A 19856-nucleotide genomic window follows, 5' to 3' on the forward strand; every position below is an offset into this window, starting at 1 on the left:
GGAGGGTTACAAAATGAAAAAAAGATGGATGGCGGCAATCATGGCGGCGATGATGGCTTGCAGCGCGTGCTCAGGCGGAAGTTCGGGCGGGGGAAGTATGGCTGCGCCCCAGCCGGAGGCGAAAACCGAGGCTAAGGACACCGCGGCTGCGGAGACGGAGGCCCCGGCGCAAGCGGCGGAGGGCAGCGACCTGCTGGTGTCCGTGTGGGCCGGACCCCACGCGGATCTTCAGAAAACGGTTATCAGCGAGGGCTATACAACCAACCCGGTGACAGTGGACGACGTGGACTACGGCAACCTGAAGCAGAAACAGCTGACCTCCTTCCAGGCCGCTTCCGGTTCCGGCAACTACGACGTGGTCTGGGTCAACAGCCAGTGGATGAAGGAATACGTGGACAATGGGTACATTATCCCTATGGACGAATTCATCCAGGAAGCCGGGATCGATATGAGCATCTATTCCAAGGGCCTGCTGGACGGCTGCACCTTTGACGGCAAGGTTTACGGGTTTCCCACCTTTGCCCAGACCCTGATTCTGGCCTACGATTCCGAGGCGTTTGAGCAGGAGGGCCTGCAGGCACCCACCAACGTGGAGGAGCTGATCGAGGTCGCCGCGCATTTCAAGGCCAAGGGCAGCGGTATCGCCGTTCCCGCCAAGCAGGGCAACGCTTCCACCACCCTGTTCTCCCAGCTTCTGTTCTCCGACGGCGGAGACTACGTGACAGCGGACGGAAAGCTGGATCTGACCAGCGACGCGGCGGTTTACGCGGCGGATGTCTGTGACCGCCTGGTACAGAACTCCGTGGACGGCTGTCTGGCCTGGCACCACGACGAGGTGGCGGAGGCGGTCCGCATGAAGGAAGCGCCCATCGGAATCATGATGAGCGGACTGGCCAACCAGAACGCCGACCCGGAGAAATCCCTGATCGTGGACACCGTGAAATATGCGCCGTTGGCCGGAAAGAGCGGAAACGCCGCCGCCAGCAACACCTTCTGGGTGTGGGCCGTGGCCAAGAACGCCACTGATCCCAAGGCGGCCTTTGACTTCTGTTCCTGGATGGCGAGCTACGACACCGAGAAGAAGCAGACTCTGGCGGACCAGCAGATCAGCGCCATCGACACGCTGGCGACCGACCCCGAGGTGCTGGCTGCGACCCCGTACCTGCCGGTTGTGATGGAGGAGCTTTCCAACGGCAAAATGGATCCGGTGACCACCAGCTGGGGAACGGTGAAGGAAGCCATGATGGTGTCCTTGTCCGAGATCGCCTCCACGGATGCCGATCCCAGGGCCGTGATGGAGACCTTGCAGGAGCAGTTAAAGGATGTTGACCTGAGTAAGTAAGGAAATATTGAGAGGTAGCGTATGAAAAAACAAGTGAGATTCTCGTTGGAAAAGGGAGATTTACTGCCGACTCTGCTGATGCTGCCGGCGCTGATTATGATCGTGTTCGTGATGATCGTGCCGCTCATTTACGGGCTCTCCCTCAGCTTCTTCGAGGTGGGCTTCGGCGAGACCAACTTTAAGGAGAATTTTGTGGGCGCGTCCAACTATCTGCGTTTTTTTCAGGACGCGACGGCGAAAAAGGCTGTTTTTAATACGCTCCTCTTCTCGCTGGGAGCCACGGCGGGGGATCTGTTTTTCGGCACCCTGGGGGCGGCGCTGCTGTTAAAGGTAAGCGAACGCCTGGGAAAGGTTCTCCGCCCCATCGTCACCGTGCCCCTGCTGGTCTCGCCCATTATCGTGGGCCTGATCTGGCGCTATATCTACGATGTGAAGGGAATTCTCTACTGGTTTCTGGGCCTGTTCGGGCTGGGAATTGGCGACTTCCCGGGGGTGACCGGAGCCTCCACGGCGCTTTTGTGCACCATTATCGCCCACTGGTGGCAGGTGGTTCCCTTTGTGATCATTGTGATGACAGCCGGTCTGCTGTCCATACCCGAGGAATACTATGAGGCCGCCTATGTGGACGGAGCCGGGGAATTCCGCAGCTTTGTGGAAATCTCCTTCCCGCTGCTGCGGGACGTCTACATGGTGGTGCTGTTGATCAGCGGCGTGGACACGTTGAAGGTGTTCGATATTATCTACTCCCTGACCGGAGGCGGGCCCAATAATTCCACCGTGTCCATGAGCATCTACGCGTACAGCCAGGCCTTTGAACAGTCGAATCTGAGCTACGCCATGGCCCTGTCCTTTATCGCCATGGTGGTGACTTTTCTGGTATTCGGCATACCGTTTATCCGGCACAATCTGAAAAAGTACAAAGAGTAGGCGGGGAGGACAATATGAGATACAAGAAAAAATGGTATAAAAAAGTTCTGCTGTTCCTGTTTTTCGCCGCCGCCCTGATCTGGACCCTGGTGCCGGTGTACATCGTGATCTCCAACTCCTTCCGGCGCACCCTGGACATGAAAATCATGCCGCCGAAGCTGTTGTTCACACCCATTCTCAGCCACTATGAGAAAATACTGACGTTGGATAATTTTTCCAAATATTTCCGTAACTCCGCGGTGATCGCGGTATCGGTGACCGCGCTCACGATCCTGTTGGGTACGCTGGCCGCTTACGGGATGAAGCTTTTTAAGTCCCGCCTGGGGCAGCACCTGTCAAACGTGCTGCTGCTGGGCAAAATGGTGCCCGCCATCACCATCCTGATTCCGCTGTTTATGATGATGAACCGTCTGAAGCTGACCGGCACCTTCGCCGCGCCGATTCTGGCCCACAGCTGTATGAGCCTGCCCTTTGTGACCTGGCTCATGGCCAGCTTTATCCGGGATATTCCCACCGAGCTTCTGGAGTCGGCCAGCGTGATGGGGTGCAGCCGGATGAAGGCGTTCTGGCTGATCATCGTGCCGCTGTTAAAACCGGCCGTGGCCTCGGCGACGATCCTGGTGATGCAGACGTCCTGGAACGAGCTGGTATTTTCCCTCCAGCTCACCAACTTAAAGACCTATCCCCTGACCGTGGGCGTGGCCCGGTATGTGGGCGCGGTGTCCGTGGACTGGGGAAAATGCAGCGCTGCCGCGGCCATCACCATGGTGCCCATCATCATCGTGGGATTCGCGATGCAGAAGTACCTGGTCAGCGGCATGACCGCCGGGGCGGTGAAAGGGTAGGAGGCGGCCGCCGGACGCGTTTCGGCCTTAAAGAATCGTCAAGGAGGAACCAATATGCTGTATGGAGCGCAATATTACCGCCCGCCCTTCCCGGGGCGGGCATGCTGGCGCAGGGACCTGGCCCACATGAAGGAGCTGGGGTTCAACTGCGTGAAACACTGGGCGGTCTGGAACTGGATCGAGCGGGAACCGGGCTGCTTTGACTTTTCAGAGCTGGACGAGCTGGTGGCACTCTCCAGGGAATACGGCCTTCAGGTGATCATCAACACGGTGCCCGAGGGGGCTCCCTACTGGACCTATGAGGGAAATGAGGAGGATTTATACCGCACGGCGGACGGGCAGCGGGTGGCTTACGGGGGACCGGCCAACCTGCCCAGCGGCGGCTGGCCGGGACTTTGTATGGACAAACCGGAGTTTGCGGCGCTCGTGGCGGCGTTTATCGAGGAGACGGCCCGCCACTTCGCGGACGAACCGGCGGTGATCGCCATCGACGTCTGGAACGAACCTCATCTGGAACCGATGTACGATTACCGAAGCAATATGCTGTGTTACTGCCGCCACTCCCGGGATGCGTTCAGAACGTGGCTTAAGGGGAAATACCCGTCGCTGGACGCGTTGAACCGGGCCTGGTACCGCACCTACTCCTCCTGGGAACAGGTGGAGCCGCCGCCGCGGTTCGGCACCTGGGCGGATATGCTGGACTGGCGGCGCTTCTGGCTGGACAACCTGGCGGGATGGCTGAAGCTGAGGGCCGGGGCGGCCAGGAGGGGAGCGCCGGGCAAGGTGGTGCAGACCCATGTGGCCTACAGCGGTATTCTGGGCAACCGGATTGTGGGCGGCCTGGGAAATGAGCTGGGAGACGAGTTTTTGCTTGCCCGTGAGGTGGACTGGTTCGGGCTTTCCAGCTTCCCCAAATGGCTCATGGGCCCGGATCACGCCTACCGCCATCTGATTCATAACGAGATGGTGGCGGAGGCGGCCCACGGAAAGCTGTTCTACCAGGTGGAGCTTCAGGGCGGAACCGGAAAGCCGGGGCTTCTGGGCGGCGAGGTGCCGGACGCGGGAGATGTAAAAATATGGAACTGGAATACAATCTCCGCAGGGGGGAAGGGAACCGTGTACTGGCAGTACGCGCCGGAACCGTCCGGGGTGGAGTCCCCGGGCTTCGGCCTCACCGGATTTGCAGGGGAGGACACGCCCCGCAGCCTGGCGGCCTCGGAGTGCGCGGGGCGGCTGAACCTGCCGGAACTTGACGCCGCCGTCCGGGTTCCGGCTGAGAACGCGGTTTACGCGTCCAGGAGCAGCGATCTTCTGACCTTCGCCTCGGAGCGCAGGGAAGAGATGTACGCGGGCAGTTTAAGCGGCGTGTTCCGGGCCGCCTACGAGCGGGGGATACCGGTCCGCTTCCTGCACGAGGACTATATCGGAGAGCTGGCAGAGGGAACGGTGCGTTTCCTGTACCTACCCTTGCCGCTGGTGCTCTCTGAGCGGGAGACGGAACATCTGGTCCGGTTTGTGGAGCGCGGGGGCACGCTGGTGTCCGAGGCCTGCCCGGGCCTCTACCGCCCGGACGGACTTTTGGATCAGGAGGGAACGGCGCTTAGACGGCTCTTCGGCCTGGGCCACCGGGAAATTCAGGGGCTGCCGGACTGGGGTATGGTCACGGCCCGCTGCGAGGATGGCACGGTCTTTGCCGGGAAATGGTACCGGCAGCTGGTGAATCCGGGACAGGACGTCCGGGTGCTGGCCCGCTTTGAGGACGGGGAGGCCGCCGTGACGGAGCGCCTTCTGGGAAAGGGCCGGGCGGTGTGGATTGGAACCTACCCCTCCTATTATCATGAGCACGGGTTTGAGCTGGACGGAGGCGGGAAAAGGGACGGCACCCGGGATCTTCTGACCCGCTTTATGAGCCTGGGCGGTTATGGGATCATTGAGAAGGTGGAAGTGCCGGAGTGTGAGAGCAGTGGGATTTCGCTGGCTCCGGTGGTGCGCCTGCACCGGCTGGAGGGAGAATATCTCTTGACGGTTGTCAACCATCTGGAGCGCGAGGCCCGGGTGAAGGTGTGGTTTCGGGAGGAGCAGGCGTTTGCGGGCGGACCGGGGAAGTGCCTGGAGCTGACGGTGCCTGCCCGGGACGGAACCTGCGCGCGGTGGAGCAGTAGCCGGAGGTGACGGGATGAGAGGTGAAGGGAGAGGAGAATACCGGATCGGCGCGGTGTTTTCCAACCGGGAGATCATAGCCGGGATCGTGGACAGCCGCCACCGGGTCGTCTCCCGGGCCAGCCTGGCGCTGGGCGCTGGCTGCGATTACCGGGAGACGGCGCGGCTGGTGGCGGATTGCGCCGGACTGGCGGCGAGGGGCCTGGGGATTGATCCTGACCTCTGCGCCTCTGTGGGGGTCGGCTGCCCGGGGATCGCCAACCGGGAGACCGGGGAGGTGGTCTACTCCGGCCCCATGGTCTGGAATCACGTGCCCTTTGGAAAGGAACTGCAAAAACAGTTTCCCAGGGCGCAGACCGTGTCGGTGGCGGAGCTGGCGGGCTGCACGGCCCTGGGCGAGTCCCTGGCAGGGGCGGCCCTGCGCTGCACCCAGGTGGTATTGTTCCAGTTCGGAGCCGGAATCAGCAGCGGCGTGGTGGTCGATGGCCGCATTTTCGGCGGAAAATACTGCGCAGGGGCCCGCCTGGGGCACTGCACCATCGTGTCCGGGGGAAAGACGTGCAGCTGTGGCCGGAAGGGATGCTTTGAGGCCTACGCGTCCCTGGAAGCCCTGGCGGAACAGGCCCGGGAGGCGGCGGCCCGCTATAAGAACACGCTGCTGGGGCGGTACGACGCCCTGACGATTTCCCCGGCGGAGGTGATGGACTGCGCCAGAAAGGGGGACCGTGCCGCACGGCGGGTACTGGGCCAGTATATCGACTATGTCAGCGACGGGATTGTCAACGCGGTCAACGCGTTCCGGCCGGAGATTGTGGTGTTAGGCGGGGCGGAAGTAAAATTCTGGAAAGAATCGCTGGATGAGATCAATTCCCGCTGTTGCGAACGGTATTACGGGGCCGCGCTGCTGCCGGTGCCCAAGGTGGTGCTGGCGTCCCTGGGGGTGGACGCGGGGCTGATCGGGGCGGCGGCCCTGGGGGAAGCCGGAAATTGAAAGATTCAACCATATCGGAATTGCCATATGAAATTCAAAAACACCGTCTGCGGGCTAGTTAACACATCCCGCAGACGGTGTTTTCTATAACGGTGTTATCGATAAAGCGCGCCCTTTGGCGCATATGCCAATCCCTGTCATGTCAGAAGCTCTTAATAATCTCCTCATTCATGGATTTTACAATCGCCACGGCCAGCTGCACGGTGGCCTCGAAATCATAATAGGAAGTGATCCCGTAATGGGAGTGGATGTACCGCACCGGCACGCCCACCACGATCACCGGGATGCCGTCCAGGGCGGTGCTCACCATGGCGCCGTTGTTGCCGCCGCCCTCGCGGACTGAGGACTGGATGGCCAGGCCCTGCTTCTCAGCCAGGTCCAGGGCGTAGCGCTGGTATCTGGGGTTGCAGATGATGGATTTGTCCATAAAGCGGATCATGGGGCCTTTTTTCAGCGCGGTCTGGATGGCGTAGGGTTCGGTGAAGGTGTCGTCCGCCGGGCAGCCCTCAAAGCAGATGGCGATCTGCGGGCGGACCTGGTTTACGGCCACCTTGACGCCCCGCTCGCCCACCTCCTCCTGGGAGGAGAGCACGCCCACCAGGTCCACGTCAAGCTCCTCGTCCTGGAGCCGATGCATGGCCTCGATCAGAGCGGCGCAGCCGATGCGGCAGTCAAAGCCTTTTCCGATCATCACGTCGTGCTCTTCGTCGTACTGGAACTGCACGTCGGACACGATGGGCTCGCCGATGCGGATCTTGAATACCTCCACCGCCTCCTCGGCGCTGGAAGCGCCCACGTCGATGATGTAGTCGGAGATGGCGGGAGCCGCTCCCTGGCTGCGCTCCGCGGCGGTTTTAAAGTGGACCGGCTTGGAGGCGATCAGGCCCGGCAGGTAGCGGCCCTCGGCGTTGCGCACCAGAACCTTGGAGGAGGGCAGGCTGTCCATGTTCCAGCCGCCTAAGGACACGAAGCGCAGGGTGCCGTTGGGGCGGATGGAGTGGACCATGAAGCCCACCTCGTCGCAGTGGGCGTCCAGCATGAATACCGGAAGCCCTTTGGCCGGTTTGTTGGGCCGGATGTAGATGTTGCGCAGGCAGTCGTCGGTCACCTGGGCCATGTCGCCGCAGTGCTTTTTGGCCACGTCGAAAACGGCGTCCTCAAAACCCGAGGGGCCGAAGGCATTGGAGAGATCGGCGATCAGCTCCAAGCTTTTGGGATTGATATTTGTGTTCATATATTAAGTCTCCTGTTTGTCCGTTAGATTTCTGCCTTGGGCAGGTCCAGTTTTTCCAGCTCGGTGAGGAAGTCCGCCATGTAGTCGGCGAAGGTGCGCAGCATCTCCTGGCCCCACTCCACGGTTGCCAGATGGGGCTCATCCTTGCCGTACCAGCCGTTGCCGCTGTAGTTGTGCATCTCCCTGGGGAATACCACGGTGGCGCCCTTATAATCCACGGTGCCCCAGCCGGTGGTTTTCATGTTGGGGGCCACGTCGTCGATTAAGTCCATGGGTTCGTTTATGTAGTCGTAATCGATCAGGGAGGGATCCACGCCCATGACGCCCGCGGTCTCCTCAGCGCCGCCGTGGCCGCCCTTCCACTCCGGGTTCAGCTCTCCGGCCATCAGCCACCAGTTTAAGTTGGCCAGCCATGCGCCGCGGCGGTGAAGCTGCATGCCCACGGTCTCGATGGCTTTGTTGTTGCCGCCGTGGCCGTTTAAGATCACGAATTTGCGGAAGCCATAGCGGAACAGGGAATCGGTGACCTTGGTCAGAATCATGACCAGGCCGTCGGTGCCCAGGGTGATGGTGCCGGTGCAGCCCATGATGGTGTTGGTGGCTCCGTAGGGGATGGTGGGCGCGATCATCACGCCGGATTTCTCCTCCAGAAGCTCCACGATTTTGTCCGGGATCAGGGTGTCGGTGCCCAGAGGCATGTGCTTGCCGTGGTTTTCGATGCTTCCCACGGGGATCACGACGGTCTGGCTCCTGGTCAGATATTCCTCTACCTTTTTACAGGTCACATTTGCTAAACGCATAGTAGTTCCTCCTAAAAAATGATTTGGTTTCATAACGGTTTCTAAAAAGGAGTATAGTTCCATTTACGGGTAATGTCAATAACAGGCGAAGGCCCGCAATGCCAATATTTTCCGGCATAATCAGGGTTGGGAGGGCGCAATTCTCATTGACAAACGGTTAATGAAAGTCTAAAATGTATATTTATAACCTTTGTTCGTTTAAGGCTGTTTTAAACCTCATATCTACACGCCTCAAAAGCGTTACAAAAGAGAACTACAGGAGGTATCTATGTTAAAGTATCTGGTAAAACGAATTGGTACGGCCGTGATTACGCTGTTTGTGGCCGCGACGATTACATTCTTTGTCATGAACCTGGTTCCGGGCGATCCTTTTATGAGTGAGAAGGCTCCCACAGCTGCCGCGAAGGCCGCGATGGAGGCAAAATACGGTCTGGACAAGCCGTTAGTGGTCCAGTACGCGAATTATCTGAAAAACCTGCTGCACGGCGATTTCGGCGTCAGCTATGTGCAGGCCAAGAATAAGCCGATTATGGATATTATCAAGCAGGCGTTTCCCATTTCCGCCAAGATCGGCGCCATTGCTGTGGTGGTCGCCACGGTGATCGGCATTCCGCTTGGCTGTCTCTCGGCGCTGCGGAGGGAGAAGTGGCAGGACAATGTGATCCGGGTGCTTTCCACGGTGGGAATCGCGGTTCCGGGCTTTGTGGTCGCCACCTCTTTTATGATTCTATTTGCCGTGAAACTCAAACTGGTACCGGCCTCCGGCCTCTCCAGCGCCGCGGCCTACGTGTTACCGGTGGTTACCCTGGCGCTGTCGCCCTGCAGCTACATCGCCCGCCTCATGCGTTCCAGTATGCTGGACGTGATCGGACAGGACTACATCCGCACCGCCAGAGCCAAGGGTATGAGCGAGTTCATCACCACCTTCAAGCACGCCCTCAGGAATTCCCTGATCCCCGTTATTACATACATGGGCCCCATGATCGCCAACGTTCTGACCGGCGGATTCGTGGTGGAGAAGATCTTCAACATCCCCGGCCTGGGGCGGTATTTTGTAAAGTCCATTGAGAGCCGTGACTACACCATCATCATGGGCGTCACGATCTTCTATGCGGCAATTCTGATTCTGATGACCCTGGTCTGCGACATTATTTACAAGCTCGTAGATCCGAGAATTAAGCTGGATGCATAGGAGGATGGGAACGTGGATAAACAGAAGATTTTACACAGATTAGGCTTGAGCGCGCTGCCGGAACTGTCGGATGCGGATTTCGCACCGGCCTCCAAGGAGGAGCAGGAACAGATCACATCCATGCAGGAGGCGGTCAGCTATTGGAAGGACGCCTGGAGGCGTTTAAAGAAGAATAAAATCGCCATGGTCGCCCTTGTGATCATCGGCGTTCTTATCATATTTGCGGTGGTGGGCCCTTATCTGAGCCCCTACACCTACAGCCAGCAGATCCGCGGGGACGAGAACCTGTTCCCCTGCTTCAAGCACCCCTTCGGCACGGATAAGCTGGGACGCGACCTGCTGGTCCGCACCATGATCGGAACCCGCATCTCCCTGTTGATCGGTATCGTCTCCGCCCTCATCGTGCTGGTGATCGGCTCCATATACGGAGCGATCTCCGGTCTGGTAGGCGGAACCACCGACAACATCATGATGCGTATTGTGGATATTCTCAACGCGCTGCCCACCATTCTGATGGTAATCGCCATCAAGATGGTAATTGAGGAGCCCCTGAACACGCTGATCAACAGCAACGCGTTTTTCAAACCCCTGCAGGTGCTGGGTTCGGGAATTATCGCCATCTTTATCGTGTACGGCCTGCTGTACTGGGTGGGCGCGGCGCGTATCGTCCGCGGCCAGGTACTGCAGCTGAAGGAAATGGAATATGTGAACGCCGCGGTGGCGCTGGGAGCCAACAAAAAGCGTCTGATCATGAAGCATCTGCTGCCCAACTGCGTGGGCCAGCTGATCGTCACGACCATGCTGCAGATCCCCTCCGCGATTTTTACCGAGGCGTTTCTGAGCTTTTTAGGTATCGGTGTTTCCATGCCCATGGCCAGCCTGGGCTCCCTCTGTTCCGACGGACTGAACGGAATTATTTCCTATCCCTACCGCGAGTTCTTCCCCGCAATCGTGATCAGTGTGATTATCCTGGCCTTCAACCTGTTCGGTGACGGTCTCAGAGATGCGCTTGACCCAAGGCTGAAGAAATAGGAGGTTTACAGGACATGGAAGACAACAAAAATTTAGTGGAAGTCAAGAACCTGGAGGTCAGCTTCTTCACCTATGCGGGTGAGGTAAAGGCGGTCCGGGGAATCAGTTATAATTTAAAGCCGGGCGAGGTGATGGGCATCGTGGGCGAGTCGGGCAGCGGCAAGTCCGTTTCCTCCTACGGCCTGATGGGCATCATCCCGGAGCCGGGAAAGGTGATCGGCGGACAGATCCTGTTCGAAGGCAGGGATGTGACGGCCATGAGCGAGAAGGAGCTGCTTAAAATCCGCGGTAAAGATATCAGCATGATATTTCAGGACCCCATGACCTCCTTAAATCCGCTGTTCACCATCGGCAATCAGATCGAGGAGTCCCTGAGAAAGCACACCAGTCTGGACAAGGACCAGCGCCAGAAGCGCATGGTGGAGCTTTTAACCCTGGTGGGGATCAACCAGCCGGAGAAGCGGCTGAAACAGTACCCCCACGAGTTTTCCGGCGGTATGCGCCAGCGCGTGATGATCGCCATGGCCCTGGCCTGCGATCCCAAGCTGCTGATCGCGGACGAGCCTACCACGGCTCTGGATGTGACCATCCAGGCCCAGATTCTGGAGCTGTTAAAGGAGCTGAAGGACAAGATCCATATGGGAATCGTGTTCATCACCCACGACCTGGGCGTTGTTTCCGACATCTGCGACAGCATCAGCGTGATGTACGCGGGAACCATTGTGGAGAGCGGCAGCAGCGATCAGATCTTTTATGAGCCCAGACATCCGTACACCTGGGGTCTGCTGGCCTCCGTGCCCAAGATCGACACGGACGAGCATCAGCGCCTGATCCCCATCGAGGGAAACCCCGTGGACCTGATCAACCCGCCCAAGGGCTGTCCCTTCGCGCCGCGGTGCAAGCACTGCATGAAGATTTGTATCGACCAGGCTCCGCCCCAGTGTCAGGTGGGAGAGGGCCATATGGCCGCCTGCTGGCTGCCGGTGAAAGAAGCGCGGGAAGAGGAGGAGTAGGCGATGGCGGATGGTAAGAACATTTTAATCGAGGTGAATAACCTTAAGAAATATTTCCCGGTGAAAACCGGTTTCATGAAGATGAACTACGTGAAGGCCGTGGACGATGTGAGCTTTTACATCGAGAAGGGCGAGACTCTTGGCCTGGTGGGAGAGAGCGGCTGCGGAAAGACCACGCTGGGGCGCACGATCCTGCGCCTGCACGAGCCCACGGAGGGGAAGATCATCTATAAGGGCGAGGACATCACCCATGTGGATATGCTGCCCTACCGCAGAAAAATGCAGATCATTTTCCAGGACCCCTACGCTTCGCTGGACCCGCGTATGACCGTGGGCGATATCATCGGCGAGGCCCTGGATATCCATAAGATGTACGGCTCCAAAACCGAGCGCAGGGACAAGATCAACGCCCTGTTGGACATCGTGGGGCTGAACACGGAGCACGCCAACCGCTTTGCCCATGAGTTCTCAGGCGGCCAGCGCCAGAGAATCGGCATCGCCAGGGCGCTGGCCGTGGATCCCGAGTTTATCGTGTGCGACGAGCCCATTTCCGCCCTGGACGTTTCCATTCAAGCCCAGGTGGTGAATATGCTGGAGGACTTGCAGGCGGACCGGGGTTTTACCTATTTATTCATCGCCCATGACTTGTCTGTGGTGAAGCACATCAGCAGCCGCATCGGCGTGATGTACCTGGGCCACATGGTGGAGCTGACAAAGAGCAACGAGCTGTACCGCAGGCCCCTTCACCCCTACACCCAGACGCTGCTGTCCGCGATCCCCATTGCGGATCCCAAGGCCAGCCGGGCAAAACAGCGGATCATTCTTGAGGGAGATATCCCCAGCCCCATGAATCCGCCCAGCGGATGTACGTTCCGCACCCGCTGCCCCTACGCGACGGAGGAATGCGCCCAGAGCGCGCCGGAGTTTAAGGAGTGGGAGCCGGGACATTTCGCGGCCTGCCACCATCTGGACAAAATCAATTAGGTAATAGCTGGCTCGTGTCAGTATTATATAAAATTCTATGATCAAAAAAGGAGGAAGAGTGAAAAATAAAGTGGATTTTTGGGCGCACTTATATAAGGGTTCATAAAACCCCTGATTTTGCGATTGTTTGACAATAGAATAAAGATTAGTTATCGTTGCGCTTCACTAACTTAGAACTATCGTAACCAAGACTTTCAAGATAGGCAAAAACATTGTTTTCATTCAGAACAACACGCTCTACATGGTTTTGAGGCTTCATCAATTCCTCATAGTCAGCAGGGGTAAAAGGTTTCTTTTCCGAGACCATATGGTAAATACAGACCATCATCATTCTTGCGATGGCAATGATTGCTTTCTTATGGCCACGACGCTTTTTGATTCGCCCATATTTGATTGCAAAATAAGGCTGCTTTTTGTTTTTGATTGCGGCAAGGGCACACTGTACCATCATCGGTTTCAAGTAAGCGCCTGCTTTGGCAATTCGGACAGATTTTTTCTTACCTGCGGATTCATTGTTGGAAGGAGAAAGTCCACACCAGGAACAGAGGTGTTTGGCATCATCAAAAATGTTCATGTCAACGCCTGTTTCTGCGAGAACAATGGTGGAACTTAACTCTGTCATGCCGGGCATGGTGCTGACAAATTCCACAAACTCATAATAAGGTTTGATACGGACATAGAGTTCCACTTCGGTCTGGGTAATCATACCGTCAAGATATTCCAGATGGCCAAGGGCCAGTTCCAGTTTTTTTGCCTGGTCTGTTTCAATGTTGCAGCCTCTGATTGCTTCGATGATTTCATCAGACTTGGCTTTGGCCCCTTTTTTTATCAGTTTTCGGACAGCCTTTTCGTCAATGGAATCAGCGGTATGCTCCAGCAGATAAGACATGATTTCGGTTGCTGTTTTGCCGAAAGGGTCAGAAAGCACGCTGGCAATGCCGACATTGGAAACGGTCATACAGTTCTGGATGCGGTTCTTCTCAGAGGATTTCATGCAGACCAGCTTAAAGCGGTATCTGGCAAGTTCCCGGAGCTGGCGGAAATCCTTGGGAGGGATAAAGGAACATCTGACAAGGTCAAATTTGTAGAGGTCGGCAATCCATTTTGAATCCTTTTTGTCCGTTTTCTTGCCTTTGATAGCTTTGACATATTTGGGATGTGTAAGGCAGACCTCTATGTCCTTTTCGAGATAATTAAAAATAGGAATCCAATACTTTCCTGTGGATTCCATACAAACGTGATAACAATTATTCTCGATAAGCCAGTTGTGAAACTTTTGAATATCCGAGTTGATGGTTGAAAAGGATTTTTGCCTGTATTCGGATACTCCGTCCCTGTTAGTGATTACGATGGTTGCAACGATAACATTTTTGTGGACGTCAAGCCCACAGCAGATGGGGTATTTTAACTTCATCATAAGTATCACCACCTTATAAAAAGGAATAGCAACAGTGACTGTCATCCTGTGACTGAATAAACATGGTTTATTACCAATGATAAGAGTCCGGGCTCAAAGTCCCACTTGTTTGTGCTTGAAAGGATGACGGCACATATAATGATACGGGGTCGGAATAAATTCGCCACTCCTCCTTCCGTGCTCTGTAGTGTATTGCTATTCCCTACAGGGATTATAAATCAAATAGTGGAGAGGTACAACATTTTTTCATAACTTGTTTGTGCCTTGAGCGAAGCGAAAGGAATGACAAAAATGATGAAAAAAACAATGCTCAAAAAGGCAGCGGCAGCTGTCCTCTGCACTGCGATGGTTGTATCGCTGGCAGCCTGCGGCGGCGGTTCCGGAACCAAGGAGACCGCGGCGGCCGGTTCTTCAGCGGCCGGGTCCGAAGCGGGATCTACCGGCGAGGCGGCAGGGGAGAAGGAGGCGTTCGAGATCAACGTTCACAATGGTTCCGAGCCCGCATCCCTTGACCCCAACGCGCTGAATTCCAACGATTCCATGATCACCACCCTGCATATGTTCGAGGGACTTGCCAAGTATGCCAAGGGCGGCGAGGGCGTGGAGCTGGGCCAGGCTAAGGACTACACGGTCAGCGACGACGGCCTGGTATACACCTTTACCCTGCGCGACGATATTTTCTGGTCCGACGGCCAGCCGGTGGTTGCGGGAGACTTCGTGTACTCCTGGCAGAGATTGGTGAGCGGCGGCTATGAGAACAGCTACTTTATCGACATGGTTCAGAACGCGGTTGAGATTCAGAACGGCTCCAAGGACAAGAGCGAGCTGGGCGTTAAGGCCATCGACGATAAGACCCTGGAAGTTACCCTGAAGGCTCCCTGCAACTACTTTATCGAGATCGTGGCAGCGGCTGTGACCAGCCCGGTGAGACAGGACGTCATCGAGGCCAACGGCGAGATGTGGTATGAGAATCCTGAGACCTACATCGGCAACGGCGCTTACAAGCTGGTGGAGTGGTCCCATCAGGAGAAGATCGTGATGGAAGCCAACGACAAGTATTATGACTATGCCAACCTTGGCCCCACCAAGATCACCTGGATGTTGATGGACGACGACAACGCCATTCTGGCTGCATTTGAGAGCGGAGATTTAGCCTATGCCGCAAGCTTCCCCACTGAGGAGCTGGACCGCCTGAAAGAGGCCGGCACGTTCCAGGTGGCTCCGGTTGCCGGAACCTACTATATTCTGGTAAATGCCGAGGGCAAGGGGATGATTCCCGAGCTGCAGGATCCCAAGGTGCGCCGCGCTCTGGCTCTGGCCATTGACCGCAACTATGTGACCGATATGGTTACCAAGAGAGGCGAGCTTCCCGCAGATACCTTCCTTCCCAGAGGCTTCCACGACGAGGACGGCAAGGATTATTATGATTCCGCTGACAAATTCTGGGATAACTCCACCTACGAGGCCAACTGTGAGGAGGCCAAGAAGCTGATGGCCGAGGCCGGATATCCGGACGGCGCAGGCTTCCCGACAATCAGCTACACCATCAACAACAACAGCGCCCATGCTGCTATCGCAGAGTATGTGCAGAACGTATGGAAAGAAGTTCTGGGCGTGGACTGCACCATCGACTCCCAGGAGTTCGCGGTGTTCCTGGATATGAGAAGCGCAGGCGACTACGCTCTGGCCCGTGCAGGCTGGACTGTGGACTATATGGATCCCGCATCTCTGATGGAGCTGTGGATCACCTCCAGCGGCAACAACGACTGCCATTTCTACAATGAGGAGTATGATTCCTACATCAGCGCAGCCGCACACGCTACCTCCCAGAACGAGCGCTTTGAGAACTTCCACAAGGCTGAGAAGATTCTGGAGGAGCAGCTGCCAATCATCCCGATCTACTACTACAGCGAGCCATATCTGATGGATACCTCCAAGTACGACGGATTCTTCTCTTACCTGGCGATGCCGGTGTTTAAGTATGTGGTTCAGAAATAAATAACAGAATTGCGAATTACAATCGTCCGCAGGCTGCGCCAGCGGTCCATTGCATTCAATAAAACGGGGGTGCCGCGTTAGTGCGGTACCCCCGTTTTCTAGCGGCGCGCCCGGTTGGGCGCGTATGCGGTTACTCCCGGATCAGATAATCGATGCAGTCCGAAACATGGTCGAATACCCTGGAAGCGGCCTGTTTTACCGCCTCGTTCCCGGTGGTGACGGAAAAGCCCTGGAAGGCCCGGATCATGTCCAGATCGTTCATCTCGTCCCCGATCACGCAGACCCGGGAATCCGGGTGCAGGCGCGCCAGGGCGCGGACTCCTTCGGTTTTGCTGACACCCGGGGCGGTCACGTCGATGGCTCCGCCGTTATAGTGGAAGTCAAGGCGGTCCCTGTAGGCCTCGGTGAGATAGTCGTAAAGGGCCTGGGAATCTTTGGCGTCAAAACCCCGCAGAAACATAGAGATGATGTCACCGTCCTGCTCCACCGCTTCCCTGGGATACTGGGGGAGCCCTTCCGGGTTGTGATCCCGGGAAGCGGCCAGGGACGGGTGCAGGTAGAGGCGGCTGTGCTTGTGCAGGGTTGCCATGCCGCACAGACCGGCCGGGCGGCGCTCCATCTCCGCCTCCAGCTCCCAGGCCGTGGCAGCGTCCATAGGCTTTTTAAAGATCACGTTTAAATCCTGGTCAAAGATAACGGCCCCGGTGCAGGCGATGATGAAATCCATGTGCATATCGTAACGGGCGAATTCCTGTTCCAGCATGCTGAGGGAACGGCCGGTGACCAGCCCGAAGCGGCCGCCGCGGCTGCGGAAACGCCGGATGGCTTCCTTGTCCTCGTCCCGGATGGAACCCTGTTTAAATGTGCCGTCGTAGTCGGACGCCAGGTAAATTGTCTGATTCATAGGTGTGTCCTCTGTTTCTGTAATAATGATGTGAATCTTAGCTCACAGTTCTGCTGTTAGAACGTTTCATATAGCAGTATTCCACGGATGAGCGGGTTTGTCAAGAAGGGGCTGGGCGATCCGGTCCAGCTGACCGGCAATTTCCGGGAAGGGGAGGGACAAGTCCAGGGTTTTGGCCGCGATGAGGGGGCCGTCGATTTCGCAGGAATCGTCGGGAACCACCGGTTCCTTCGTTCTGGCGTACAGCAACAGTCCGGCCACAGATCCGGTACGGTCCCGATCCAGATTTTTTGCGTAGGCGTAGATCTGGTACAGGTTACCGGAGCGGATGGTCGGGGAATCCGGGTCCCGGTAGGACTGCATGGAGTGGGAATAATATTTGGCGTCAATGATCAGAGTTTTCCCGGCCCCGCGCAACACAAGGTCTGTGCGCATAAGCGGCAGATGGAGGGCTTGCCCGCCGGTCACATTCCAGCGGATCAATTCAGGGTTGGGGGAAAGTCCGGGAAAATGCCTCCGGTAGTATTCCAGGATAAACTTCTCATAGAGCAAATGCATGGGCTGGCCGTCCATGTAACCGCGTATCTCCCGGCTACCGTCCGGATTCGCAAACAGCAGGTGCTCCATGACCAGGCGGCAGATTCCGATCAGGGACCGGCAGGGACGGTTGTCCGGGCGGCATTTGACCTGATCCCAGCGGACGCTCCCGGGGGAGAGATCGCTGACGCCGGACAGGAAGGGCAGCAGGCGCTTTAAGGCATCTCTGCGGCTTTGGCTTACCTGGCCGGAACGGCACAGATAACGGGCGGTAAGCTTCATCACCTGATTGGCCGGGATGTCCTCGGAGTATTCGTCATACCGGCATGGCAGGCGGAGCCGGGCAAGGGATTGTTCCTTGATGGAGGCGGAAACGTCAATGCGTCCCCGGGGAGCGGAAAGGGTCTCCCGGCGCGGGACATAGGACCGCTCCAGCCCGCGCCGGATCTGCCCGGATAATCCCCGGGCCAGGATTGTTGCAAAGAGATCGCAGGCGTTCTCAAAGGGTTCCGCTTCCAGGCCGGAAAAATCCCGCTGGTCCAGACAGCGGTAGGCGTAGGCCAGCATGTAATAGAGATTGCGGATGGGGATGGCGTCAGTCATGGACAGCCCCTTTCAGCCGTTCGGACCACTGGCGGGCCTTGGAGGGAGCGTCGAACCAGTATTCCTCCAACAATGGGATCAGCTCATATTTGACCACGGATTCCACCCAACGGTCGTCCGCAGGGCCCTGGGGACAGAAATAGCTATGGCCGATGCAAAAGCCTTTTCCGAGAGCGTCGTCTCCGGAAATGTCCTGGTTTAATTCCTTTACCGTCTCCACCAGACGTTTCAGCTTTCCGCTGTCTGCAGCTTCCAGTTTTTGGAGAAATCCGGGGCAATCCAGGGCCGGGGTCATTTCATAGAAGGCGAAACGCCGTCTCAGGGCGTAATCGATGATGGCCAGGCTGCGGTCCGCGGTGTTCATGGTACCGATGATGTACACGTTTTTGGGAACGGAGAACAGCTCGTCGGAGTACAGGGGACGCAGGGACTGGCCGCGCTTGTCTCCCTCGATCAGCATCAGCAGCTCGCCGAATATTTTGCTTAAATTGCCGCGGTTGATCTCGTCGATGATAAAAAAGTAGGGGGTATCGTCGCTGTCCTCCTCCGCGTCCTTGCAGAAGCGGTAAAACGGCCCCTGGGCCAGGGAGAAGCCGGTTCCGTCCGGCCGGTATCCCAGCATGAAATCCTCATAGCTGTAGCTCTGGTGAAACTGCACGACCATCACGCGGTCGGGATTGATCTCATTCATCAGAGAGTAGGCCAGCCGTCTGGCCGCAAAGGTTTTCCCCACGCCGGGAGGTCCCTGGAGAATCACATTCTTTTTGAGGCGGATCAGGTCGGCTAATTCGTCGTACGCGTTTTCGTCCAGAAATACCTCCTTCAGAAAATCCTCCCGGGAGTATTCGGGGAAGGTGCGGATGTCCCGGCTCTCCCCGCCGTCCTCATTTTCCTCGAACAGGCCGTTTAAGAGCCGGACCAGCTCGGTGTAGGGGGTGATCTCGGTCAGCGTTTTCCTGGGGCCGCTGCCGGAGGGGTAATCCCACTCGCCTCTGTGGGTCCAGCGGACCTTGCGGCAGGAGCGGTATTCGGAGCGGTCTCCCGCCCAGTAATAGTCCGATTCCACCACGCCGCGGCCGATGATCCGGTGCAGGCCCTTTTTGACGAACACCACATCTCCGGGCTGCATGTCGCGGACAAACTGCCAGACGGCGTGGCCGTCGTTGCGGTAGGATTTGGAGGGGTCAATGTTCCGGCGCATGGCCTCACGCACGGCATTTTTGCTGCCGTAGCGGTTAAAATCCCCGATGGCGTCCCAGCCCATGCCCATGATGCCCTGGGTATAAAACTCGTCCCACATGCAGGCGTTGTCCCCGGGGGTGTAGAGCCAGCAGCGCAACTGGGGCAGGGCAGCTTCCAGAGCTTCCGCTTTCTGGTATTCCTCCGCCGGGGCGGTGTTGCTATAAGTGCCTTCAAAATAACGGTCCAGCAGTCCGGCCTGTTCCGGCGTCAGTTTGTAATTGGTGGCGTTGGGAAAGGTCAGAATGCTGTTGCCGCTCAGGCGCCGGTCCGCCAGCATCATGGAACGGGAGAAAGGCCGGTCCGCGCAGCGGTCAGTGATCCGAATCTCCACGCCTACGCCAGTTTGGCTTCTGGAGGAGTCCAGGGTGTATTGGTCGGCAAGAAGCAGACGAGGAGAGGGATCGTCAAGGGTCACACCCCTGGCGATCACGCCGCCCTCCGGGCCGGACGCCCAGATATAGACGCGGTCGCCCCGTGCAATCTGCCGGGAGCACTGCTTGACGCCCCAGACCAGCAGGTCCTGCTCGGTTACGGCCCGGGATATATCGTACCAGGCGGGATTGCCCTGGAAAATCCAGGCGCCTGTTGCGGTAGGATCGTTTCCCTGCGTTTTATCCATTTTGTATAACTCCTTT

At 57.4% G+C, this 19856-nt stretch carries 16 protein-coding genes; 10 read left to right on the forward strand and 6 right to left on the reverse strand.

What is annotated here, in order from left to right:
- The first annotated feature begins 13 nt into the window (after window positions 1-13).
- The 5 genes from ACK2JC_RS15235 to ACK2JC_RS15255 are packed head-to-tail and all read left to right on the forward strand — an operon-like array spanning window position 14 to window position 6265.
- Window positions 14-1342 carry an ABC transporter substrate-binding protein gene (locus ACK2JC_RS15235; protein WP_368271759.1) on the forward strand — a complete coding sequence of 443 codons (1329 nt, stop codon included), beginning with the start codon at window positions 14-16 and terminating at the stop codon, window positions 1340-1342.
- A 21-nt stretch (window positions 1343-1363) separates the two neighbouring features.
- Entirely contained in the window at window positions 1364-2269 is a 906-nt protein-coding gene (locus tag ACK2JC_RS15240; RefSeq protein ID WP_092365742.1) for a carbohydrate ABC transporter permease, read from the forward strand.
- Between the two features lie 14 nt (window positions 2270-2283).
- The gene (locus tag ACK2JC_RS15245) at window positions 2284-3114 is read left to right on the forward strand and encodes a carbohydrate ABC transporter permease (protein ID WP_092365745.1); all 831 of its coding nucleotides are present in this window, start codon (window positions 2284-2286) and stop codon (window positions 3112-3114) included.
- Between the two features lie 54 nt (window positions 3115-3168).
- Window positions 3169-5286 (forward strand): beta-galactosidase, encoded by a 2118-nt coding sequence (locus ACK2JC_RS15250; protein WP_320937506.1) that lies wholly within the window; start codon window positions 3169-3171, stop codon window positions 5284-5286.
- A gap of 4 nt (window positions 5287-5290) precedes the next feature.
- Window positions 5291-6265 (forward strand): ROK family protein, encoded by a 975-nt coding sequence (locus ACK2JC_RS15255; protein ID WP_320937505.1) that lies wholly within the window; start codon window positions 5291-5293, stop codon window positions 6263-6265.
- A gap of 142 nt (window positions 6266-6407) precedes the next feature.
- Here ACK2JC_RS15255 and ACK2JC_RS15260 read toward each other — a convergent pair whose 3' ends face one another.
- Window positions 6408-7499, reverse strand: a complete 1092-nt coding sequence (locus ACK2JC_RS15260; protein ID WP_302326903.1) for a M42 family metallopeptidase — start codon at window positions 7497-7499, stop codon at window positions 6408-6410.
- 23 nt (window positions 7500-7522) lie between these two features.
- Window positions 7523-8299 carry a creatininase family protein gene (locus ACK2JC_RS15265; protein WP_007707104.1) on the reverse strand — a complete coding sequence of 259 codons (777 nt, stop codon included), beginning with the start codon at window positions 8297-8299 and terminating at the stop codon, window positions 7523-7525.
- 268 nt (window positions 8300-8567) lie between these two features.
- On the opposite strand from ACK2JC_RS15265, the gene ACK2JC_RS15270 reads away from it, so the two are divergent.
- From ACK2JC_RS15270 to ACK2JC_RS15285, 4 genes are read left to right on the forward strand one after another with little or no spacing between them, the layout of a single operon-like run.
- Complete coding sequence (locus ACK2JC_RS15270; RefSeq protein ID WP_092365757.1) at window positions 8568-9491, forward strand: ABC transporter permease; 924 nt, start codon at window positions 8568-8570, stop codon at window positions 9489-9491.
- 12 nt (window positions 9492-9503) lie between these two features.
- Window positions 9504-10523: an ABC transporter permease gene (locus ACK2JC_RS15275; protein WP_320937504.1), complete on the forward strand. Its 1020-nt coding sequence runs from the start codon at window positions 9504-9506 to the stop codon at window positions 10521-10523.
- Between the two features lie 14 nt (window positions 10524-10537).
- Complete coding sequence (locus ACK2JC_RS15280; RefSeq protein WP_092365760.1) at window positions 10538-11536, forward strand: ABC transporter ATP-binding protein; 999 nt, start codon at window positions 10538-10540, stop codon at window positions 11534-11536.
- A 3-nt stretch (window positions 11537-11539) separates the two neighbouring features.
- A complete protein-coding gene (locus tag ACK2JC_RS15285; protein WP_320937503.1) occupies window positions 11540-12520 on the forward strand; it encodes a dipeptide ABC transporter ATP-binding protein in 981 nt (326 codons plus the stop codon).
- A 145-nt stretch (window positions 12521-12665) separates the two neighbouring features.
- On the opposite strand, the gene ACK2JC_RS15290 is transcribed toward ACK2JC_RS15285, so the two are convergent.
- A complete protein-coding gene (locus tag ACK2JC_RS15290) occupies window positions 12666-13937 on the reverse strand; it encodes an IS110 family transposase (RefSeq protein ID WP_022512864.1) in 1272 nt (423 codons plus the stop codon).
- Between the two features lie 291 nt (window positions 13938-14228).
- Between ACK2JC_RS15290 and ACK2JC_RS15295 the strand changes: the two genes are divergently transcribed.
- Entirely contained in the window at window positions 14229-15935 is a 1707-nt protein-coding gene (locus ACK2JC_RS15295; protein ID WP_302326904.1) for a peptide ABC transporter substrate-binding protein, read from the forward strand.
- A 130-nt stretch (window positions 15936-16065) separates the two neighbouring features.
- Here the strand turns inward: ACK2JC_RS15295 and ACK2JC_RS15300 are convergent, their stop codons facing one another.
- From ACK2JC_RS15300 to ACK2JC_RS15310, 3 genes are all read right to left on the reverse strand, one after another.
- Entirely contained in the window at window positions 16066-16839 is a 774-nt protein-coding gene (locus ACK2JC_RS15300; RefSeq protein WP_320937502.1) for an HAD family hydrolase, read from the reverse strand.
- 66 nt (window positions 16840-16905) lie between these two features.
- The gene (locus tag ACK2JC_RS15305) at window positions 16906-17979 is read right to left on the reverse strand and encodes a 5-methylcytosine restriction system specificity protein McrC (RefSeq protein WP_320937501.1); all 1074 of its coding nucleotides are present in this window, start codon (window positions 17977-17979) and stop codon (window positions 16906-16908) included.
- The gene (locus tag ACK2JC_RS15310) at window positions 17972-19840 is read right to left on the reverse strand and encodes an AAA family ATPase (RefSeq protein WP_368271765.1); all 1869 of its coding nucleotides are present in this window, start codon (window positions 19838-19840) and stop codon (window positions 17972-17974) included. Before ACK2JC_RS15310 ends, ACK2JC_RS15305 begins: the two co-directional genes overlap by 8 nt.
- Between the last annotated feature and the right edge of the window lie 16 nt (window positions 19841-19856).

Origin of the sequence: Enterocloster lavalensis (genome assembly GCF_046603895.1) — a bacterium.
GTDB lineage: Bacteria > Bacillota > Clostridia > Lachnospirales > Lachnospiraceae > Enterocloster > Enterocloster lavalensis.